This window comes from Paenibacillus thailandensis (assembly GCF_042685365.1).
GTDB lineage: Bacteria > Bacillota > Bacilli > Paenibacillales > Paenibacillaceae > Paenibacillus_AP > Paenibacillus_AP thailandensis.
On sequence record NZ_JBHUMY010000001.1, the window covers coordinates 695,153 to 709,785 of the forward strand.

The 14,633-nt window shown below is 53.2% G+C and carries 16 protein-coding genes; 3 read left to right on the forward strand and 13 right to left on the reverse strand.

Annotated features, from left to right (window positions below; all coding sequences use genetic code 11):
- Nucleotides 1-73: 73 nt before the first annotated feature.
- Together ACFSW5_RS03200 and ACFSW5_RS03205 are read right to left on the reverse strand one after the other, a co-directional pair.
- A complete protein-coding gene (locus ACFSW5_RS03200) occupies nucleotides 74-256 on the reverse strand; it encodes an H-type small acid-soluble spore protein (protein WP_379269693.1) in 183 nt (60 codons plus the stop codon).
- Between the two features lie 31 nt (nucleotides 257-287).
- Nucleotides 288-470, reverse strand: a complete 183-nt coding sequence (locus ACFSW5_RS03205) for a hypothetical protein (RefSeq protein ID WP_379269695.1) — start codon at nucleotides 468-470, stop codon at nucleotides 288-290.
- Nucleotides 471-637: 167 nt separating this feature from the next.
- Here ACFSW5_RS03205 and ku point away from each other — a divergent pair, with 167 nt between their 5' ends.
- Genes ku through ligD form a run of 3 tightly spaced genes read left to right on the forward strand, consistent with a single transcriptional unit; the run spans nucleotide 638 to nucleotide 3,563 of the window.
- Nucleotides 638-1,525, forward strand: coding sequence for a non-homologous end joining protein Ku (ku, locus tag ACFSW5_RS03210; RefSeq protein ID WP_379269703.1), 888 nt, complete (start codon nucleotides 638-640; stop codon nucleotides 1,523-1,525).
- Nucleotides 1,525-2,661: an ATP-dependent DNA ligase gene (locus tag ACFSW5_RS03215; protein ID WP_379269705.1), complete on the forward strand. Its 1,137-nt coding sequence runs from the start codon at nucleotides 1,525-1,527 to the stop codon at nucleotides 2,659-2,661. Before ku ends, ACFSW5_RS03215 begins: the two co-directional genes overlap by 1 nt.
- A complete protein-coding gene (ligD, locus tag ACFSW5_RS03220) occupies nucleotides 2,658-3,563 on the forward strand; it encodes a non-homologous end-joining DNA ligase (RefSeq protein WP_379269708.1) in 906 nt (301 codons plus the stop codon). The genes ACFSW5_RS03215 and ligD overlap by 4 nt, the downstream gene beginning before the upstream one ends.
- A gap of 12 nt (nucleotides 3,564-3,575) precedes the next feature.
- On the opposite strand, the gene cls is transcribed toward ligD, so the two are convergent.
- The 11 genes from cls to ACFSW5_RS03275 form a co-directional block, all read right to left on the reverse strand.
- On the reverse strand, nucleotides 3,576-5,081 hold the full coding sequence (gene cls / locus ACFSW5_RS03225) for a cardiolipin synthase (protein WP_379269710.1): 1,506 nt from the start codon (nucleotides 5,079-5,081) through the stop codon (nucleotides 3,576-3,578).
- A gap of 477 nt (nucleotides 5,082-5,558) precedes the next feature.
- A complete protein-coding gene (locus tag ACFSW5_RS03230) occupies nucleotides 5,559-6,548 on the reverse strand; it encodes a glycosyltransferase family 2 protein (protein WP_379269712.1) in 990 nt (329 codons plus the stop codon).
- Nucleotides 6,538-7,944: an undecaprenyl-phosphate glucose phosphotransferase gene (locus tag ACFSW5_RS03235; protein ID WP_379269714.1), complete on the reverse strand. Its 1,407-nt coding sequence runs from the start codon at nucleotides 7,942-7,944 to the stop codon at nucleotides 6,538-6,540. Before ACFSW5_RS03235 ends, ACFSW5_RS03230 begins: the two co-directional genes overlap by 11 nt.
- Before the next feature lie 58 nt (nucleotides 7,945-8,002).
- Nucleotides 8,003-8,983: a glycosyltransferase family 2 protein gene (locus ACFSW5_RS03240; RefSeq protein ID WP_379269716.1), complete on the reverse strand. Its 981-nt coding sequence runs from the start codon at nucleotides 8,981-8,983 to the stop codon at nucleotides 8,003-8,005.
- 238 nt (nucleotides 8,984-9,221) lie between these two features.
- Nucleotides 9,222-10,073, reverse strand: coding sequence for a dTDP-4-dehydrorhamnose reductase (gene rfbD / locus ACFSW5_RS03245; protein ID WP_379269718.1), 852 nt, complete (start codon nucleotides 10,071-10,073; stop codon nucleotides 9,222-9,224).
- Nucleotides 10,070-11,098 (reverse strand): dTDP-glucose 4,6-dehydratase, encoded by a 1,029-nt coding sequence (gene rfbB / locus ACFSW5_RS03250; protein WP_379269722.1) that lies wholly within the window; start codon nucleotides 11,096-11,098, stop codon nucleotides 10,070-10,072. The genes rfbD and rfbB overlap by 4 nt, the downstream gene beginning before the upstream one ends.
- 7 nt (nucleotides 11,099-11,105) lie before the next feature.
- A complete protein-coding gene (rfbC, locus tag ACFSW5_RS03255; protein ID WP_379269724.1) occupies nucleotides 11,106-11,663 on the reverse strand; it encodes a dTDP-4-dehydrorhamnose 3,5-epimerase in 558 nt (185 codons plus the stop codon).
- Nucleotides 11,664-11,680: 17 nt separating this feature from the next.
- A complete protein-coding gene (locus tag ACFSW5_RS03260; RefSeq protein WP_379269840.1) occupies nucleotides 11,681-12,424 on the reverse strand; it encodes a sugar phosphate nucleotidyltransferase in 744 nt (247 codons plus the stop codon).
- 32 nt (nucleotides 12,425-12,456) lie between these two features.
- Nucleotides 12,457-13,383, reverse strand: a complete 927-nt coding sequence (locus ACFSW5_RS03265) for an NAD-dependent epimerase/dehydratase family protein (RefSeq protein WP_379269727.1) — start codon at nucleotides 13,381-13,383, stop codon at nucleotides 12,457-12,459.
- On the reverse strand, nucleotides 13,380-13,844 hold the full coding sequence (locus tag ACFSW5_RS03270; protein WP_379269729.1) for a GtrA family protein: 465 nt from the start codon (nucleotides 13,842-13,844) through the stop codon (nucleotides 13,380-13,382). The genes ACFSW5_RS03265 and ACFSW5_RS03270 overlap by 4 nt, the downstream gene beginning before the upstream one ends.
- Entirely contained in the window at nucleotides 13,841-14,626 is a 786-nt protein-coding gene (locus ACFSW5_RS03275; RefSeq protein ID WP_379269731.1) for a glycosyltransferase family 2 protein, read from the reverse strand. Before ACFSW5_RS03275 ends, ACFSW5_RS03270 begins: the two co-directional genes overlap by 4 nt.
- Nucleotides 14,627-14,633: the final 7 nt, after the last annotated feature.

Below are 14,633 nucleotides of genomic sequence, written 5' to 3' on the forward strand. Positions count from 1 at the left end.
CTGCGAAGCATTGCGACAGCGCGAAGAAGCGAACAAGGGGCCAGCCGTCAAGCTGCGCCCCTTGCCGTTATCTTTATTTTTCCTCCACCAGTTGATTCACGGATACCGTCTTCGTATTCAGCGGATTGGAGCCAAGCTGGACGGTGGCCATTCCGTTGTCCATATCGACCTTTTCGATCCAGACGGGATCCCCGTCCAGCTTCACGCTGATGATTTGCTTGGAGTTGTAAATCTCGTTTGCGCGTTGAATATCCAAGTAGCCTGCACCTCTTCCTGTAATCTTGTCGCTATTCGTTCTCCGATTCCATCGTGTCCGTCGTCGTTTCCTCGATCAATCCGTTATGGACCGACACGGTACCGCCGCCGAGCCCTTCGTTGACCATCCGGTCGATATCCATATAGTACTGATCGCGTCCTTCATGATCCGATTCGGGCAAACGTTCGGAGTTGGACTTCTTGTCATCCGTCATGATCGATTCGTCGCCTCCTCTGCGGCTAATTTCAGGACTTGAAAAAAAGCTTCTACCGAAGCCTGTTCGATGAAGGGGCCCGGCTTTGTTAAAAATATGCCCGGTACGGTTCAATCCCATGCATCTGGGGAATCCTGATACTATTAGACGTTTGAGGGGGAATAATCTTGCATACGGTATGGAAAGGAGCTATCAGCTTCGGTCTCGTGCACGTTCCGGTCAAAATGTTTTCCGCGACGGAGGACAAGGACATTTCGCTTCGCATGCTGCACCGCCCTTGCGGCAGCCCGATCGCTTATGTGCGGCGCTGTCCGAACTGCGACGTAAACGCCGAGTGGGACGATATCGTCAAAGGGTACGAATACGACAAAGGGCGCTTCGTTTTGTTCGAGAAGGACGAGCTGGAGCAGCTGGCGGGCGAAAAATCGAAAACGATTCAAATTTTGGATTTTGTGGATTTAAAGGAGATCGACCCGATTTATTTTCAAAAAACGTATTACTTGTCTCCCGACCAAGCCGGCGGCAACGCGTACAATTTGCTGATGCAGGCTATGCTCGAATCGGGCCGGATCGGCATCGCCAAAATTTCCATCCGCTCCAAAAGCAGCCTTGCCGCCATCCGCGTTATCGGCAATTGCCTGGCGATGGAAACGATCTTCTACCCTGACGAAATCCGGTCGATCGCCCAAGTGCCTGGACTGCCGGAAGCCGTCAACGTGAACGACAAGGAGCTTACGATGGCGAAGCTGCTCATCGAGCAGCTGTCAACGCCGTTCGAGCCCGGCAAGTATACCGACGATTACCGCGAGAGCATGATGGACATGATCAACAGCAAAATCGCCGGCGAAGAAATCCGCGTATCGCCGCAGCAAGAGCAAACGAACGTCATCGATCTGATGTCTGCGCTGCAAGCGAGCCTGGAAGCGGCCAGAGCCGTGCCCGCCCCGGCAGGAGCCGCCATCGATACGGGCGCTGCGGAAAAAGCGAAAGCCGAAGGCAAAACGCCCAAGCCGCGCAAGCCGCGTACCACGAAGAAAAAGGAGACGGTTTCGTAATGCCGTCTCCGCTGTTTCCTTTGCCCGCCGAGCCGATGGCTCCAATCTCGAGTCCGTCGCTTCCGGAAGGAGGCGCATGGACGTACCAGCTGAAGTGGGACGGCGTCCGCATTCTCGCCGCAGCCCGGGAGGACGGGCAAATCCAGCTCTGGTCGCGGAAAATGCTGCTGAAAAACGCCGTTTACCCGGAAGTCGAACGGCTGCTGAGGACGAGGCTGGAGAAGCTCGGCTCGTGCGTGCTGGACGGCGAAGTCGTCTATTGGGACGGCTCGCGGCCCAATTTTCAAAAGGTGCTTCAGCGCGAACGTTCCGTACGTTCCGCCGCCCCCGCTGCAGGCAGCCGTTCCGCGCGGCCCGATGAAGACGCGGGAGCAGCAAGCCTCGGTCCCTCTCGCAGCAGCAGCGGGGAAAGCGGCTTGGCCTGTGAGGTTTCCGACGCCGCCCCCCGGCAAGCGGCAGCTCCCGCCGGCGCTTCCGCCGCCCGAGCCCCTTCTGCCGCTTTGCCGGCCGATATCCACGCCGCTCCGGGCCTGATGTACGTCTTGTTTGATTTAATCCGGGATAACGACCGCGATTTGCGCCCGATGCCTTTTGCCGAACGCCACGCCATGCTGATGGACAAAATCAATCCCGTCCGCTCGGAGCGGATATTCGTCACGGAATGTTACGCCGACGGCGAAGCCTTATGGAAGTGGGTGGAGCAGAGGCGGTGGGAAGGCGTCGTCAGCAAAAAGCTGGACAGCCCGTATCGGGAGGGCAAACGGCACAACGATTGGCTGAAAACCAAAACGAAGGTGATGATCGACGTCGATCTCGTCGGCATTAAGCTTCGCGACGGGAGGGCCGCAAGTCTGATCATGAGTCTCGAAGGCTGCTATCTCGGCTCCGTGTCCATCGGTCTCGACGGGGCGATGCTGCGAACGCTCGACGACGCGGTCCGGCAGATCGCCGCAAGCGGGCGCAGCTGGCCGATGCCTTTCGCTCAGCTTCCGGCAGACTTAAAGAAAGAGACGTTGTTCTGGCTCCCCGTGCCGCTCCGCGGGCGGGTGACGGGCCTTGAGATCACTTCGGCCGGCCAGCTGCGGCATCCGAAGCTGGTGTCGTTCGGCATGCCCGGAACGGAGGCGAAACGATGAGCGCGGCAAGAACAACCAAAGCGACGCTGGCCGTCGAAGGCTGCGAAATCACGCTCTCCAACCCCGATAAGCTGCTATGGCCGAAGGACGGCATTACGAAGCTGGTTTACGCGCAGAAGCTTGTCGCTTTGTCTCCGTTTCTGCTTCGGTATTGTCATGACCGCTATTTGACGACCATCCGTTACCCCGACGGCGTAAGCGGCAAGTCGTTTTATCAGAAAAACTGCCCTTCGCCCAAGCCCGATTTCGTCCAAACCGCCCCCGTCGATCAAATCGACTATGTGCATCTGAACTCGCTGCCGACGTTGCTCTGGCTTGGCAATATGGCTTGTCTGGAGTTCCACGCCTCGTTCGAGCGGATCGCGAATCCCGACTACCCGTCCGAATGGATTCTCGATCTCGATCCCTCCCGCCAGGAAGAACCCCGCATAATGGAAGCGGCGTCGCTCGTCGGCGAGCTGCTGGACAAGCTGCACATCCGCTCCGTTCCAAAAACGTCCGGAGCGACCGGCGTGCAAATTATCGTGCCTGTCGAGCGGAAATTCACCTTCGACCGGCTCCGGTCGCTGGGACAATTTATCGGCGAATATTTGGCGCGGGCTTATCCGAAGCTTTTTACCGTGGAACGGCTTGTCAAAAACCGGGGAGATCTCATCTACGTCGATTACTTGCAGCATTACCGGGGCAAAACGATTGCCGCTCCCTATACGCCCAGAGCCCGCGAAGGGGCGCCCGTGTCCACGCCTCTGACGTGGGAGGAAGTGCGGCGGGGCTGCCATCCGAAGGATTTCCACCTGCTCAACATCGAGGAGAGGCTGAAAGAGAAAGGCGATCTGCTGGCGACCTCCGTTCCGCCTCAGGATCTCGGCTCCGTCATCGCCTTTGTCGAGTCCAAAGGCTAATCCTCGCCCCGGCTATAATAACGGAGAAAGAAGGAGGCTGACCGCCTCCTTTATTTTTTCCTTTGGGGAAAGCACATCTGCATCCTCGGGCTTCATCTCCTCGCTATCCGCGATATCCTGGAGAAAATCCCGCTCCAGCCGGTCGATGGCTTCCCCGTCGAACAGAAAGGCATTTTGCTCGAAATTGCTGTAGAAGCTCCGCATGTCCATGTTGGCCGTGCCGATAACCGCCGCATGGCGGTCGACGAGCATCACTTTCGAGTGAATGAAGCCTTTCCGGTACCGGTATATTTTGACCCCGGATGCGAGAAGGGGCCTTGCATAGGCAAGCGTCGCCGACAGCACGAGCATATGGTCGGTTTTGCCGGGCACGATCATCCGGACGTCGGCACCGCCAATTGCGGCGCACCGAAGCGCCGTCAGCAGGCTCGGATCGGGAATAAAATAAGGCGTCGTCAGCCAAATCCGCTCTCTGGCGGAGGAGATGGCCGCAAAGACGGCGTGCAGAACCGGTTCTTTGCCGCTGTCCGGCCCGCCCGATACGATAAGCACCCGCTCCTTCCCGGGAATGCGATGCGGCGGGCAATAAGATGCAAACGGCAGAGTTTCGCCCGCCGCATAGGCCCAATGTCTCATGAACAGCTCCTGCAAATAATAAACTGCGTCTCCCTGCAAGCGAAGCTGCGTGTCCCGCCAAAAACCGAGCTTCGGATCAAGCCCCAAATATTCGTCGCCGATATTGATGCCGCCTAAGAAACCGATCTTTCCGTCGATAACGGCGATTTTGCTATGATTGCGGTAATTCAGCTGTCTTGCGGCAATCGCGTTCCGCGGCGGGAGGAAACAGCTCGTTCGAATGCCCGCTTCATGCAGCCTGCTTATGTAAGTCTTGCTCAGCTGCCAGCTGCCGAGACCGTCATATAAGACGCGCACTTCGACGCCGCTACGGGCCCGCTCGGTCAATACGTCAAGAAGCCGGCTGCCGATGCCGTCATCCCGAATCGTATAGAAATCCAGATGGATATGATGCTTCGCCCGGGCCAGATCCTCCAGCAGACACGGAAAAAACTCTTTCCCGTTGGTCAACACTCGTACCTCGTTGTGGACGGTGATCGCGCTTTGGGATACGCCGGTCAAAATATGATGAAGCTTCTCGACGTCCGGGTTCGGGAGCGGACGGGCCGGAGGCGGACCGCCTTGCGCTGCCGGTGCGAGCTTGGGTTGTCCGGGTTGCTCAGCTTCGTTCTTATCATGTTGAAACGCTTCAGCGCCGGACAGCTCGCAAGCCTGCTTCAAGCGGTTTAATTCCTGCCTGCGGAGCGCCTTCTTCCGCTTGAAATCCCGCTCCGCAATCAGGTAGGCGGCAAATCCGGCAAAAGGGCAAACAAGCGCGATAAAGCTCCAGGCGACGGCTCTGCCGGCATGCTTTCGTTCCGCCGCTATAATAACCGCTATCTGCACGGCATATAAAAAAAGCGCGATAAGCGCGAGAATAAGCCAAAAGTCCGTGTCTGCCATTTTTCCACCTCGTTCCTTGCAGCCCAGCCATTAGTGTCGGCATTGCAAGGAACGGCTATTCACAGTCCATTCACCTCCCCAACCCCCTCCTGAGAAGGGGCCCCAAGGGTATGCACCCTCTGGACTCCCCAAGGAGCGTCCCTGCCGCGCGGCCGTCTTCGACAACCCTTTTGTGCTAAGACCGCGTTATCCTGACGGATAAAGCTTTCATTCCTTCTTCTTAATCTACGTTGTGCCTCAGGGTGCTGACCGACGCTAAGCCGTCTTCGACCGTACTTCGAGTAACGCCCGTATTGTCCTTACGGACAAAACTCCATTTTCCGCTTTCACCCCCGGATAATGAAACAAGCTTTTCCCCAAGTCGGAGAAAAGCTTGTTCTATAGATATGCCAGATAAGAGACCCCGCGGAAACGACTGTTTCACGGAATCCTGTAGAAATGAACGCTGCGTAGCCGCAGGTTGTCCGACAAGAGCTTTTATCCGGGCAAGCCGGCGCCTGTACCGCGCTGCTCCCGTTCCAGCTTGTCCCAGATCAGCTTATGCATGCTAAGCTTTCTGCACAGCGCTGCCGGAAGCTTCCGGTAATGGTAGCCCAGCTTAAAGCCGATCAGCTTCGCCGCCGACTCCGCGATGAGCTTCGGAATCCACCGCCACTGCTTCTCCCGGGCCAGCGCGGCAAGCTGAAGCTTGACCAGACTGCTGCCGGCCCCGCCGATGGCGCTGTACGGCTGCACCCGTTCGTTGCGGCGCATCGATACGCCGTTGTCGAAGAACCGGCGAAGCTGCTGAACCGCCGAATAATTATGCGAATGATAGACCGCCGCATCTGCAGCGTACGCTACCTCGTAACCGGCCAGGATGCAATCGGCCGCCATAAACAAGTCCTCGTTGAATATAACCGGCGACTCGAACCTCCCCATCCGCTCGAACACATCGCGTTTGACGGCGGCGCATACGTTGGAGCAGAAGAACGTCCGGATGCCGAGGCGCGGCAAATCCGCTTTCGATTTCACCGACGGCTCCGCCGGATAATTGTGCGCCCGGGCCATCCGTTCGATCGGGTTCGCATCCGGATATGGAAGCTGCCGGGCATACGAGGAGGAAATCCGCTCGCTTCCAAGCAGCGGCTCCACAAGCCGCTCCAGGAGCGTATCGTCCGCCGGCAAGGCGTCCTGCGTCATAAAAACAAGCACGTCTCCCGTCGCCCGCTCCGCCGCCCGGTTGCGAGTTCCGCCGTGATCGAATTCGGTACGCTCCACGTGCAGCACAGTGGCGCCTTGCTCGGCGGCCAGCTGCGGCGTCCCGTCCTCCGAGGAAGAATCGATGACGATGATTTCATGCGGCGCGAGCGTCTGACGCTGAAGACGGACTAGCAGCTCCAGTAACGTTTTCCCCGCGTTTAAAGTCGGAATGATGACGGATACGGCAGGTTTATGCAGCTGATGCATCTCGGTGTTAGTAGGCATTTTTGTTAACAAACCCTTTTACGATCGTTTTCAAAATGATTTTAATATCGAACAAAAAAGTCCAGTTTTCAATATAAAACAAATCGTGCACGATTCTCTCCTCGATCGACGTGTCGCCGCGCAGCCCGTTCATTTGCGCCCAGCCGGTTATGCCCGGCCTGATCTGATGCTTTACCATGTATTTCGGTATCTCTTCCTTGAACTGGTTGACGAAATGCGGACGCTCCGGCCTTGGGCCTACCACGCTCATATGGCCAAGCAGCACGTTGAAAAACTGCGGCAGCTCATCCAGGCTCGTGCTTCGCAGGAAGCTGCCGAAACGGGTGCGGCGCGGATCGTTCGCGACCGTCCACTCCGTATCCGACACTTCCGGTGCGGAAACGTGCATCGTGCGGAATTTGTACATTTGGAACGGCTTGCGGTCAAGCCCCATTCTCTCCTGTTTGAAAATAATCGGGCCCGGCGACGTCAGCTTGATGCCGATTGCAGCGATCAGCATGGCCGGGGATACGACGATAATGGCAACGAGGGAGAACACGATATCGAAAGTCCGCTTCAGCAGCTGGTTGCTCAGCTCGTCAAGCGGAACGTCGCGCACGTTAATAAGCGGCATGCCCGCGAAATTGTCGAAGAACGGACGCGCCGGCAGCAGATCGAAATAATCGGGGATAATAAGCGTCTTAACCCCCGCTTTCTCGCAGCATTCGATGATGTAGGCGTATTTGTTGTGCGCTTCAAGCGGCAGCGCGATAATAACCTCGTCGATCGGCTTGTCGGCCAGCACCTCCGGCAGTTGGTCGATTTTGCCCAAGATCGGCTTCAAGTTCGCGTGCTCCGAATCGTGCCGTTCCAAATAATCGTCGAGAAATCCGGCGACCTCATAGCCCAGTCCCGGATATTGCGCCAGTTTGTAGCAGAATCTTCGGCCGACCGTCCCCGCTCCAAGCACCAGAATATAACGCTTGTTATATCCCCGCTTGCGCAGGGTCAAGAGCGCCATCTTCACCACGAACCGGTACCCGGTCACGGACAGCACGTTCAGCCCGATAAACATCGCGAGAAACTCGCGGGAAATATGGACTTCCTTCACGATGTACAGCAGGCTGATGAGGCCAAGGCTGCTAATGGCGTGGATTTGCAAAATTTTCATGACGTCGTGCGAAAACCGCTTGCGCCGTTTCGGCGAATAAAATCCGAGATAAAACCCGATGACGACAGAGGCGAACGAATAAACCGTGCTCCACAGCAAATACGTATCGAACGGAACCGTCATGTAATACGGAAGCCAGCCGCTATAAAATTTGAGCCAATAGGCAAGCAAAAACATGAGCAGCATGCTGACAAGATCCATGAGCACATATAGCTGCGTTAGAAACCTCTGATTTTGGCGTAGCACCGCTAACTCCCCTTACCCTTAGAGCATACTTCGTTCTTGATTTGGCAATCCCTTACATTCATTTTACCAGACTCTCGCCCGCGCGGACAGCGTTTCTTCCTTTTGCCGCGATTCTCCCGGCCGCTTGGTCGCGGATGAGCTTGCGCTTGCGCCGCATGTCCGGAAATAATTTAAAGATCGTCGGCCAACAAGCGAGCAAGCCGGGTTCTCGCAGGACGATATAGCCAAGCTTGGCTCCTTCGATGAGAAGCAGCGCCGGAATGAGGCGAAGCCAGTGCCATCCCGGCCGTTCGTTTTTGATCAGCGTAAAAAAACGGTTCTGATACGAATGGCGCCGCACGAACAGCGGCATGGCGCGGCGGCCGCCCTTCTTCCAGCCCCGATGGTGAAGCGCCAGCGCCTGAGGCACGTAACGGGCCGTCCATCCCAGCGTTTGCGCCCGCCAAGCGACGTCGACGTCTTCCTTGTAGGCGAAAAACTGCTCGTCGAAAAACTGGCCGTCCAAAGATATATCCCGAATCATCGCCATCCGGTAGACAGCCGCAGCCCCCGAAACGCCGAACACGTTCCTTTCCTCGTTCCACAGCTCCGCTTGCTCTCCCGCTCCCAGATCGTACCCTTGCCGGTCGCGCTCGCGCATCCCGATGCCGGCGCTGTCCATAACGGACGGATCAAGCGCATGCACAAGCTTCCCGGTGGCGCTGCCGACTTCCGGATCGTTTTCCATCACGGCGACGATGTACTCGATATAGCGAGGGTCCAGCGTGACGTCGGGATTAAGCACAAGCACGTAATCCGATTCCGCAGCGGCCGCTATCGCCTGGTTTTGCCCGCCGGCGAAGCCGTTGTTTATATCGTTCGCGATCAGCTGCACCTCGCCGTAACGCTTTACGAGCTCCACCGTCCGGTCTGCCGAGGCGTTGTCCACGACGACGATCCGCTCGGGCGCATGGCTTTGCCGGAGCACGGCGCTCAGGCAATTGCCGATGTGCGCTTCGCTGTTATAGGTTACGATGCAGATGCTCACCTTGACGTTCACGATTATCCCCCTTTTCTTGATGTCGGCACAAAAAGAATTCCGAATTTACAGGATATCCCTTTAGACGTTAACTTTTAAAAAATAGTTTCATAAGCGGGCCGCTTGAAGCCGGCTATATTCGGCTCCCTCTACGTATCGCTTCCGGCAGCCCTACCGGCAATGAATTACTGCTTTTTCCGTCAGTTTCAGCCGCGGTACATTCGGTTCGTTCACTTCGTTCTCCGCTTATGCCGATTAACTAGATTGTTTCGAGAAAGTCCTTTAACGCTTCTCTCCACGGGCGAAGCGCAGCAAACCCGTTCGTCCGCAGCGCGCAATGGTCCATAACCGAGTACGCCGGACGCGGCGCCGGACGCGGAAACTCCGCCGTCGTGCAAGGCACGGCCTCTGCCTGCAAGCCTTTCTCCTCGAAAATCGCTTTGGCGAATTCAAACCAGGTGCAAACTCCCGTATTCGATGCGTGATATATACCGTAGCAATCGGATTGAACGAGCTCGAGCAGCATTTGGGCCAGATCCGCCGTATAGGTCGGAGAACCCGTCTGGTCGTGGACGACTTGCAAGCGGTCTTTCTCCGCCCCAAGCTTCAGCATCGTCTTCACGAAGTTGGCGCCATGCTTGCCGTACACCCAAGAGGTGCGCACGATAAAATAACGGTCGTGCAGCGATTTCACCAGTTCTTCGCCGGCCAGCTTGGACTTCCCGTACACGGTCGTCGGATTCGTCCGGTCGTACTCGTTGTAGGGCTTGTGACTTTGCCCGTCAAACACGTAATCCGTACTGATATAAGCCAGCTTGGCGCCGGCTTCCCTGGCCGCAAGCGCGACGTTGCGCGTCCCTGCCGCATTCACGCGAAAAGCCTCGTCCGGCTCGGACTCGGCTTTATCGACGGCGGTATAGGCCGCGCAATGGATCACGGCATCGGGCCGGTAACGCTCCATCGCATCGCGGCATTGCTTCAAATCGGTAATATCAAGCTCGGCCCGGGACAAGCCGATAAGCCGAACGGCAGGTTCAGCCTGCCATTCCGTCAGCTCTTTGCCCAATTGGCCCCCGGCTCCCGTTACCAGAATCGTGAAAGAACGGCTCATCGCGAAGCAGCCCCCAGACGTTCCTTGTATTGCGTATCGTAATACTGCTGATAAGCGCCCGATACGACCTGCTCCATCCAATCTTGATTTTCCAAATACCAAGCGATCGTCGCCCGAATGCCGCTTTCGTATTGGTATTTCGGCTCCCAGCCAAGCTGCTGGCGGATCTTAGTCGCGTCGATCGCATAGCGGCGGTCGTGGCCCAGACGGTCCTGCACGAACGTAATAAGCGACTCCGGCTTGCCCAGCGCCTCAAGAATGGTGCGCACGACTTGAAGGTTATTGCGCTCGTTGTTGCCGCCGACGTTGTACACTTCGCCGCTAACCCCTTTATGCAGAACGAGATCGATCGCCGAGCAATGATCTTCGACAAACAGCCAGTCCCGCACGTTAAGCCCGTCGCCGTAAACCGGCAGCGGCTTATCCTGCTGAGCGTTCCGGATCATAAGCGGAATCAGCTTCTCCGGGAACTGGAAAGGTCCGTAGTTGTTCGAGCAGCGCGTAATGTTCACGTTCATGCCGAACGTTTCATGGTAAGCGCGCACGAGCAGATCCGCTCCCGCCTTGCTGGCCGAATACGGGCTGTTCGGCGCCAGCGGCGTTTCCTCCGTGAACAGGCCGGTTTCGCCCAGCGTGCCGTACACCTCGTCCGTCGATACTTGCACGAACTTGCTCACATGGTACCGCTTCGCCAGATCGAGCAGCGTCTGCGTGCCCAACACGTTCGTGCGCACGAACAGATCCGGCTGCAGAATGCTGCGGTCCACATGGGATTCCGCCGCAAAGTTCAGAACCGCGCCGATATCGCCTGCCGCAAACAAAGGCTCCAGCGCCGCGCGGTCGGCGATGTCCGCTTTGACGAACGTATAATTCGGGTTGCCTTCCATCGCCAGCAAATTTTCCAGATTACCCGCATAAGTAAGCGCATCGACATTAACGATATGATAATCCGGATACTTCTCCGCCATATACAAAACAAAATTGCTGCCAATAAATCCGGCGCCGCCGGTCACCATGATCTTCATCGTTTATTCACCCTTCATATATAAAGTTGATGTCCGCTTCGGCGAGAACCGGATGCTTCGTATCTTTGTCCGACAATACCGGCGACGACGTCGGCCAATCGATGGCCAGCGCCGGATCGTTCCAGGCGATGCCCCGATCATGCTCCGGCGAATACAACGCATCAACTTTATATTGAACCTCGCAATTCGGCACCAGCGTGCAGAACCCGTGGGCGAATCCTTGAGGCACGAGCAGCTGCCGCTTGTTGGCGGCGCTAAGAATAAATCCTTGCCACTCACCGAACGTAGGCGATCCTTTGCGAATGTCGACCACCACGTCATAGATCGCCCCGGCCGTCACTCGAACAAGCTTCGTCTGCGCCTTCGGGTTCAACTGGTAATGCAGCCCCCGAAGCACCCCGGCCTCGGCGGAGAAGGAATGATTGTCTTGCACGAATGTATGAGTTATTCCGTTGGCGCGGAACGACTGCTCATTGTAGCTTTCCATAAAAAAACCGCGATGGTCGCCAAAAACGGCCGGTTCGATCAGTTTGACTTCCGCAAAGCGGGTTTCTAGGATTTTCATCGCTATTCTGCCTCCTACTACATCTTGAACTTTCCAAACTCCGGCCCGTACTCAATCGTCTGGGAAAGCTCGTTGGCCTTGCTGTAGGAAGAATGAGTCCCTGCATCCGTCCACCAATCTTGCAAAATATCGTACGTTAACTCATTGGAAGCAATATAAGCATTATTGACATCCGTTATTTCCAGTTCGCCTCGGGCGGAAGGCTTTAACGTTTTGATAATATCAAACACACGGCTGTCATACATATAAATTCCGGTAACCGCATAGCTGCTTTTGGGAAGCTTCGGTTTCTCTTCAATCGATATAATCTTACCTTCATGGAGCTCGGGAACGCCGTACCGCTGGGGATCTTCCACCTTTTGCAGCAAAATTTTCGCCCCGCGCTCCTGCCGCTTGAAGTTGCCCACATAATCCGTAATCGAGTCTGCGAAAACGTTGTCCCCAAGAATGACGACCATTCGGTCTTCGTTCACGAATTGCTCTGCCATTCCCAAGGCCTGGGCGATCCCGCCGGCCTCGTCCTGCACTTTGTACGTGAACGACAACTCGAATTCGCTTCCGCTGCCGAGCAAGTTCACAACATCGCCCATATGCTCTTTGCCCGTGACGATTAATATGTCTCTAATCCCCGCTTCTTTTAGCTTCGCAATGGAATGAAAGATCATCGGATACTTTCCGACGGGCAATAAATGTTTATTGGTTACCTTGGTAAGCGGGTATAACCGTGAACCCGTGCCTCCTGCGAGGATGATCCCTTTCATCATCTCACCCCTTCTCCCGCAGCAAAGCCCCGTTAAGCTTCCTGGTATAATTTATAGTAATATTCACAAGTTTCTCTTAATCCGTCCTGAAGCGAGTATTTTGGAAGCCAATTCAACTCTTTAATAGCCGTCGTGTTATCCAAGCAGCTGTTCACGATATCCCCTTCTCTTGCCGGCTTATATTCCGGGGCGTAAGGTTGATTCAGTATTCGGCACATGCTTAGCAGAAGTTCGTTTACGGTCGTTTGTTGATTGCAACTAATATTATAAATGCTGCGTGATCCTCTTGAAAGTGCCGCGACGTTAGCTTCTACAATATCTTGAACATAAATGAAGTCCCTGGTTTGTTCGCCGTCACCGTAAATTATAGGCTGTTCTCCGTTCAGCAACTTATCGATAAAGATCGATACGACTCCTCCTTCGCCTTGAGGATCCTGCCTCGTGCCATAAACATTGGCATAGCGAAGAATCGTATAATCAAGCCCATAGAGCGTTGAATACACTTGGATGTAATGTTCTGGTGTATGTTTAGAGATACCATAAAAGGACAACGGTTGAACCGGATGGTTCTCGTTAACCGGCAAATAGAGCGGGGTTCCGTATACCGCAGCAGACGAAGCGTAAATCATTTTACGTACGCCCGCGGTTTTAATTGCCTCCAACAATTGAATCGTTCCGTTAATATTAACGGTCGCGTCGAATGAAGGATTCCGCAAAGACGTTTGCACATCGATTTGCGCTGCGTGATGGATTACAATCTCGGGAGACTCGTTTTGTATTATGTCATGTAAAGATTCATCCAATAAATCGACCTGATAAAATTTTGCACGCAGAGATAAATGAGACTTTTTCCCGTTTGATAAGTTGTCTACAACTATAACCGAATGATTTAACTCAATGAGTTTATCGACAATATGAGAAGCTATAAACCCCACACCGCCGGTTATTAATATTTTCATTCGGTCACCTCCACCGCTTTTTCATTTCGTTTATTTGTAACTATAAACTTTACCAATATAAACATAATTGGTATCGGGGTAATCGTTGCTAATCCATAAGCAATATATTGCTGCAAATGACCAGGGAAATCAAAGTAATTATCAAATATAAAATAAGTAATTTGTTGAATTAATATATTAGGTAATAACGTTATTGGATATGCTATTAGTTTTTTAAAGCTCCATTTCTCTTTAAATACAAAAAAAGTTTGAGTAGTGTAAGCAATTGGAATTCCAATTATAGTGCTTAAGAACAAAGGGATATCGATAGCCACAAAATTCAAGATTGAACTTATATTATAATACCTAAAAAGGAAATAAAGCAGCAAAGTAATAACGTAGCCAAAAGCAACATTAGAACCGCCAACAACTAAAAACCTGAAAAACTGTTTGGACCAAAACCACGAAATTAAATCTTTCATAATTCATTGAAATAGTAACTCTCTATAGTTTTGGTTCGATGATCCCTACCGTTTAAGAATTTATTCCGTTTAACCAAATATAATAACAAGGATTTTGTCATATATTTTGTTTGACTAAATAATTTTACGTTAGATACTTGATCTTCTTCTCGCCAACTAATCGGATAAAACTTCAATTTATGACTAAGGGAAGTATGACCCATAAGCATATATACATTAAAGACAAGATTATCGGGATAACGTAAATAAAACGGTTCACTTAATGCATTAACTCTGTACATATTTAATCCCGAACCTAGGTCATAGATTTTCCTTCTGGTAATTATGGAAACGATTTTGTTAAACACTAAATTACCAAATATTCTAAATTTAGAATAACCGGGTGTCGAGGACCCTTTCATGAATCGTGAACCAAGAACAGCATCCCATTTTCTATATTCTCTTTCCGATATTACTTTGCTAAAGTCAGAGATATCGCCTTGATCGTCTCCATGCAACACGATCACATAATCAAAGTTATTTTGCACAGCATACTTAAATGCTGATTTATGAGTACCGCCAAGCCCTACATTTTCGTGATTTTTCACTACTCTGGCTTTTCTGCAATCATTTTTTTCAATCGCTCGTCTTGCATTTTCGATAGAATTGTCTTTACTGTGATTATCAATAATAATTATTTCATTTAGAAATACATAAACCTCAGATTTTTTTATTTTTTCAATTACTCTACTTATTTGGTTTTCGCAATTATACATTGGAATAAAAAGCAATATTCTATCCATCTACATT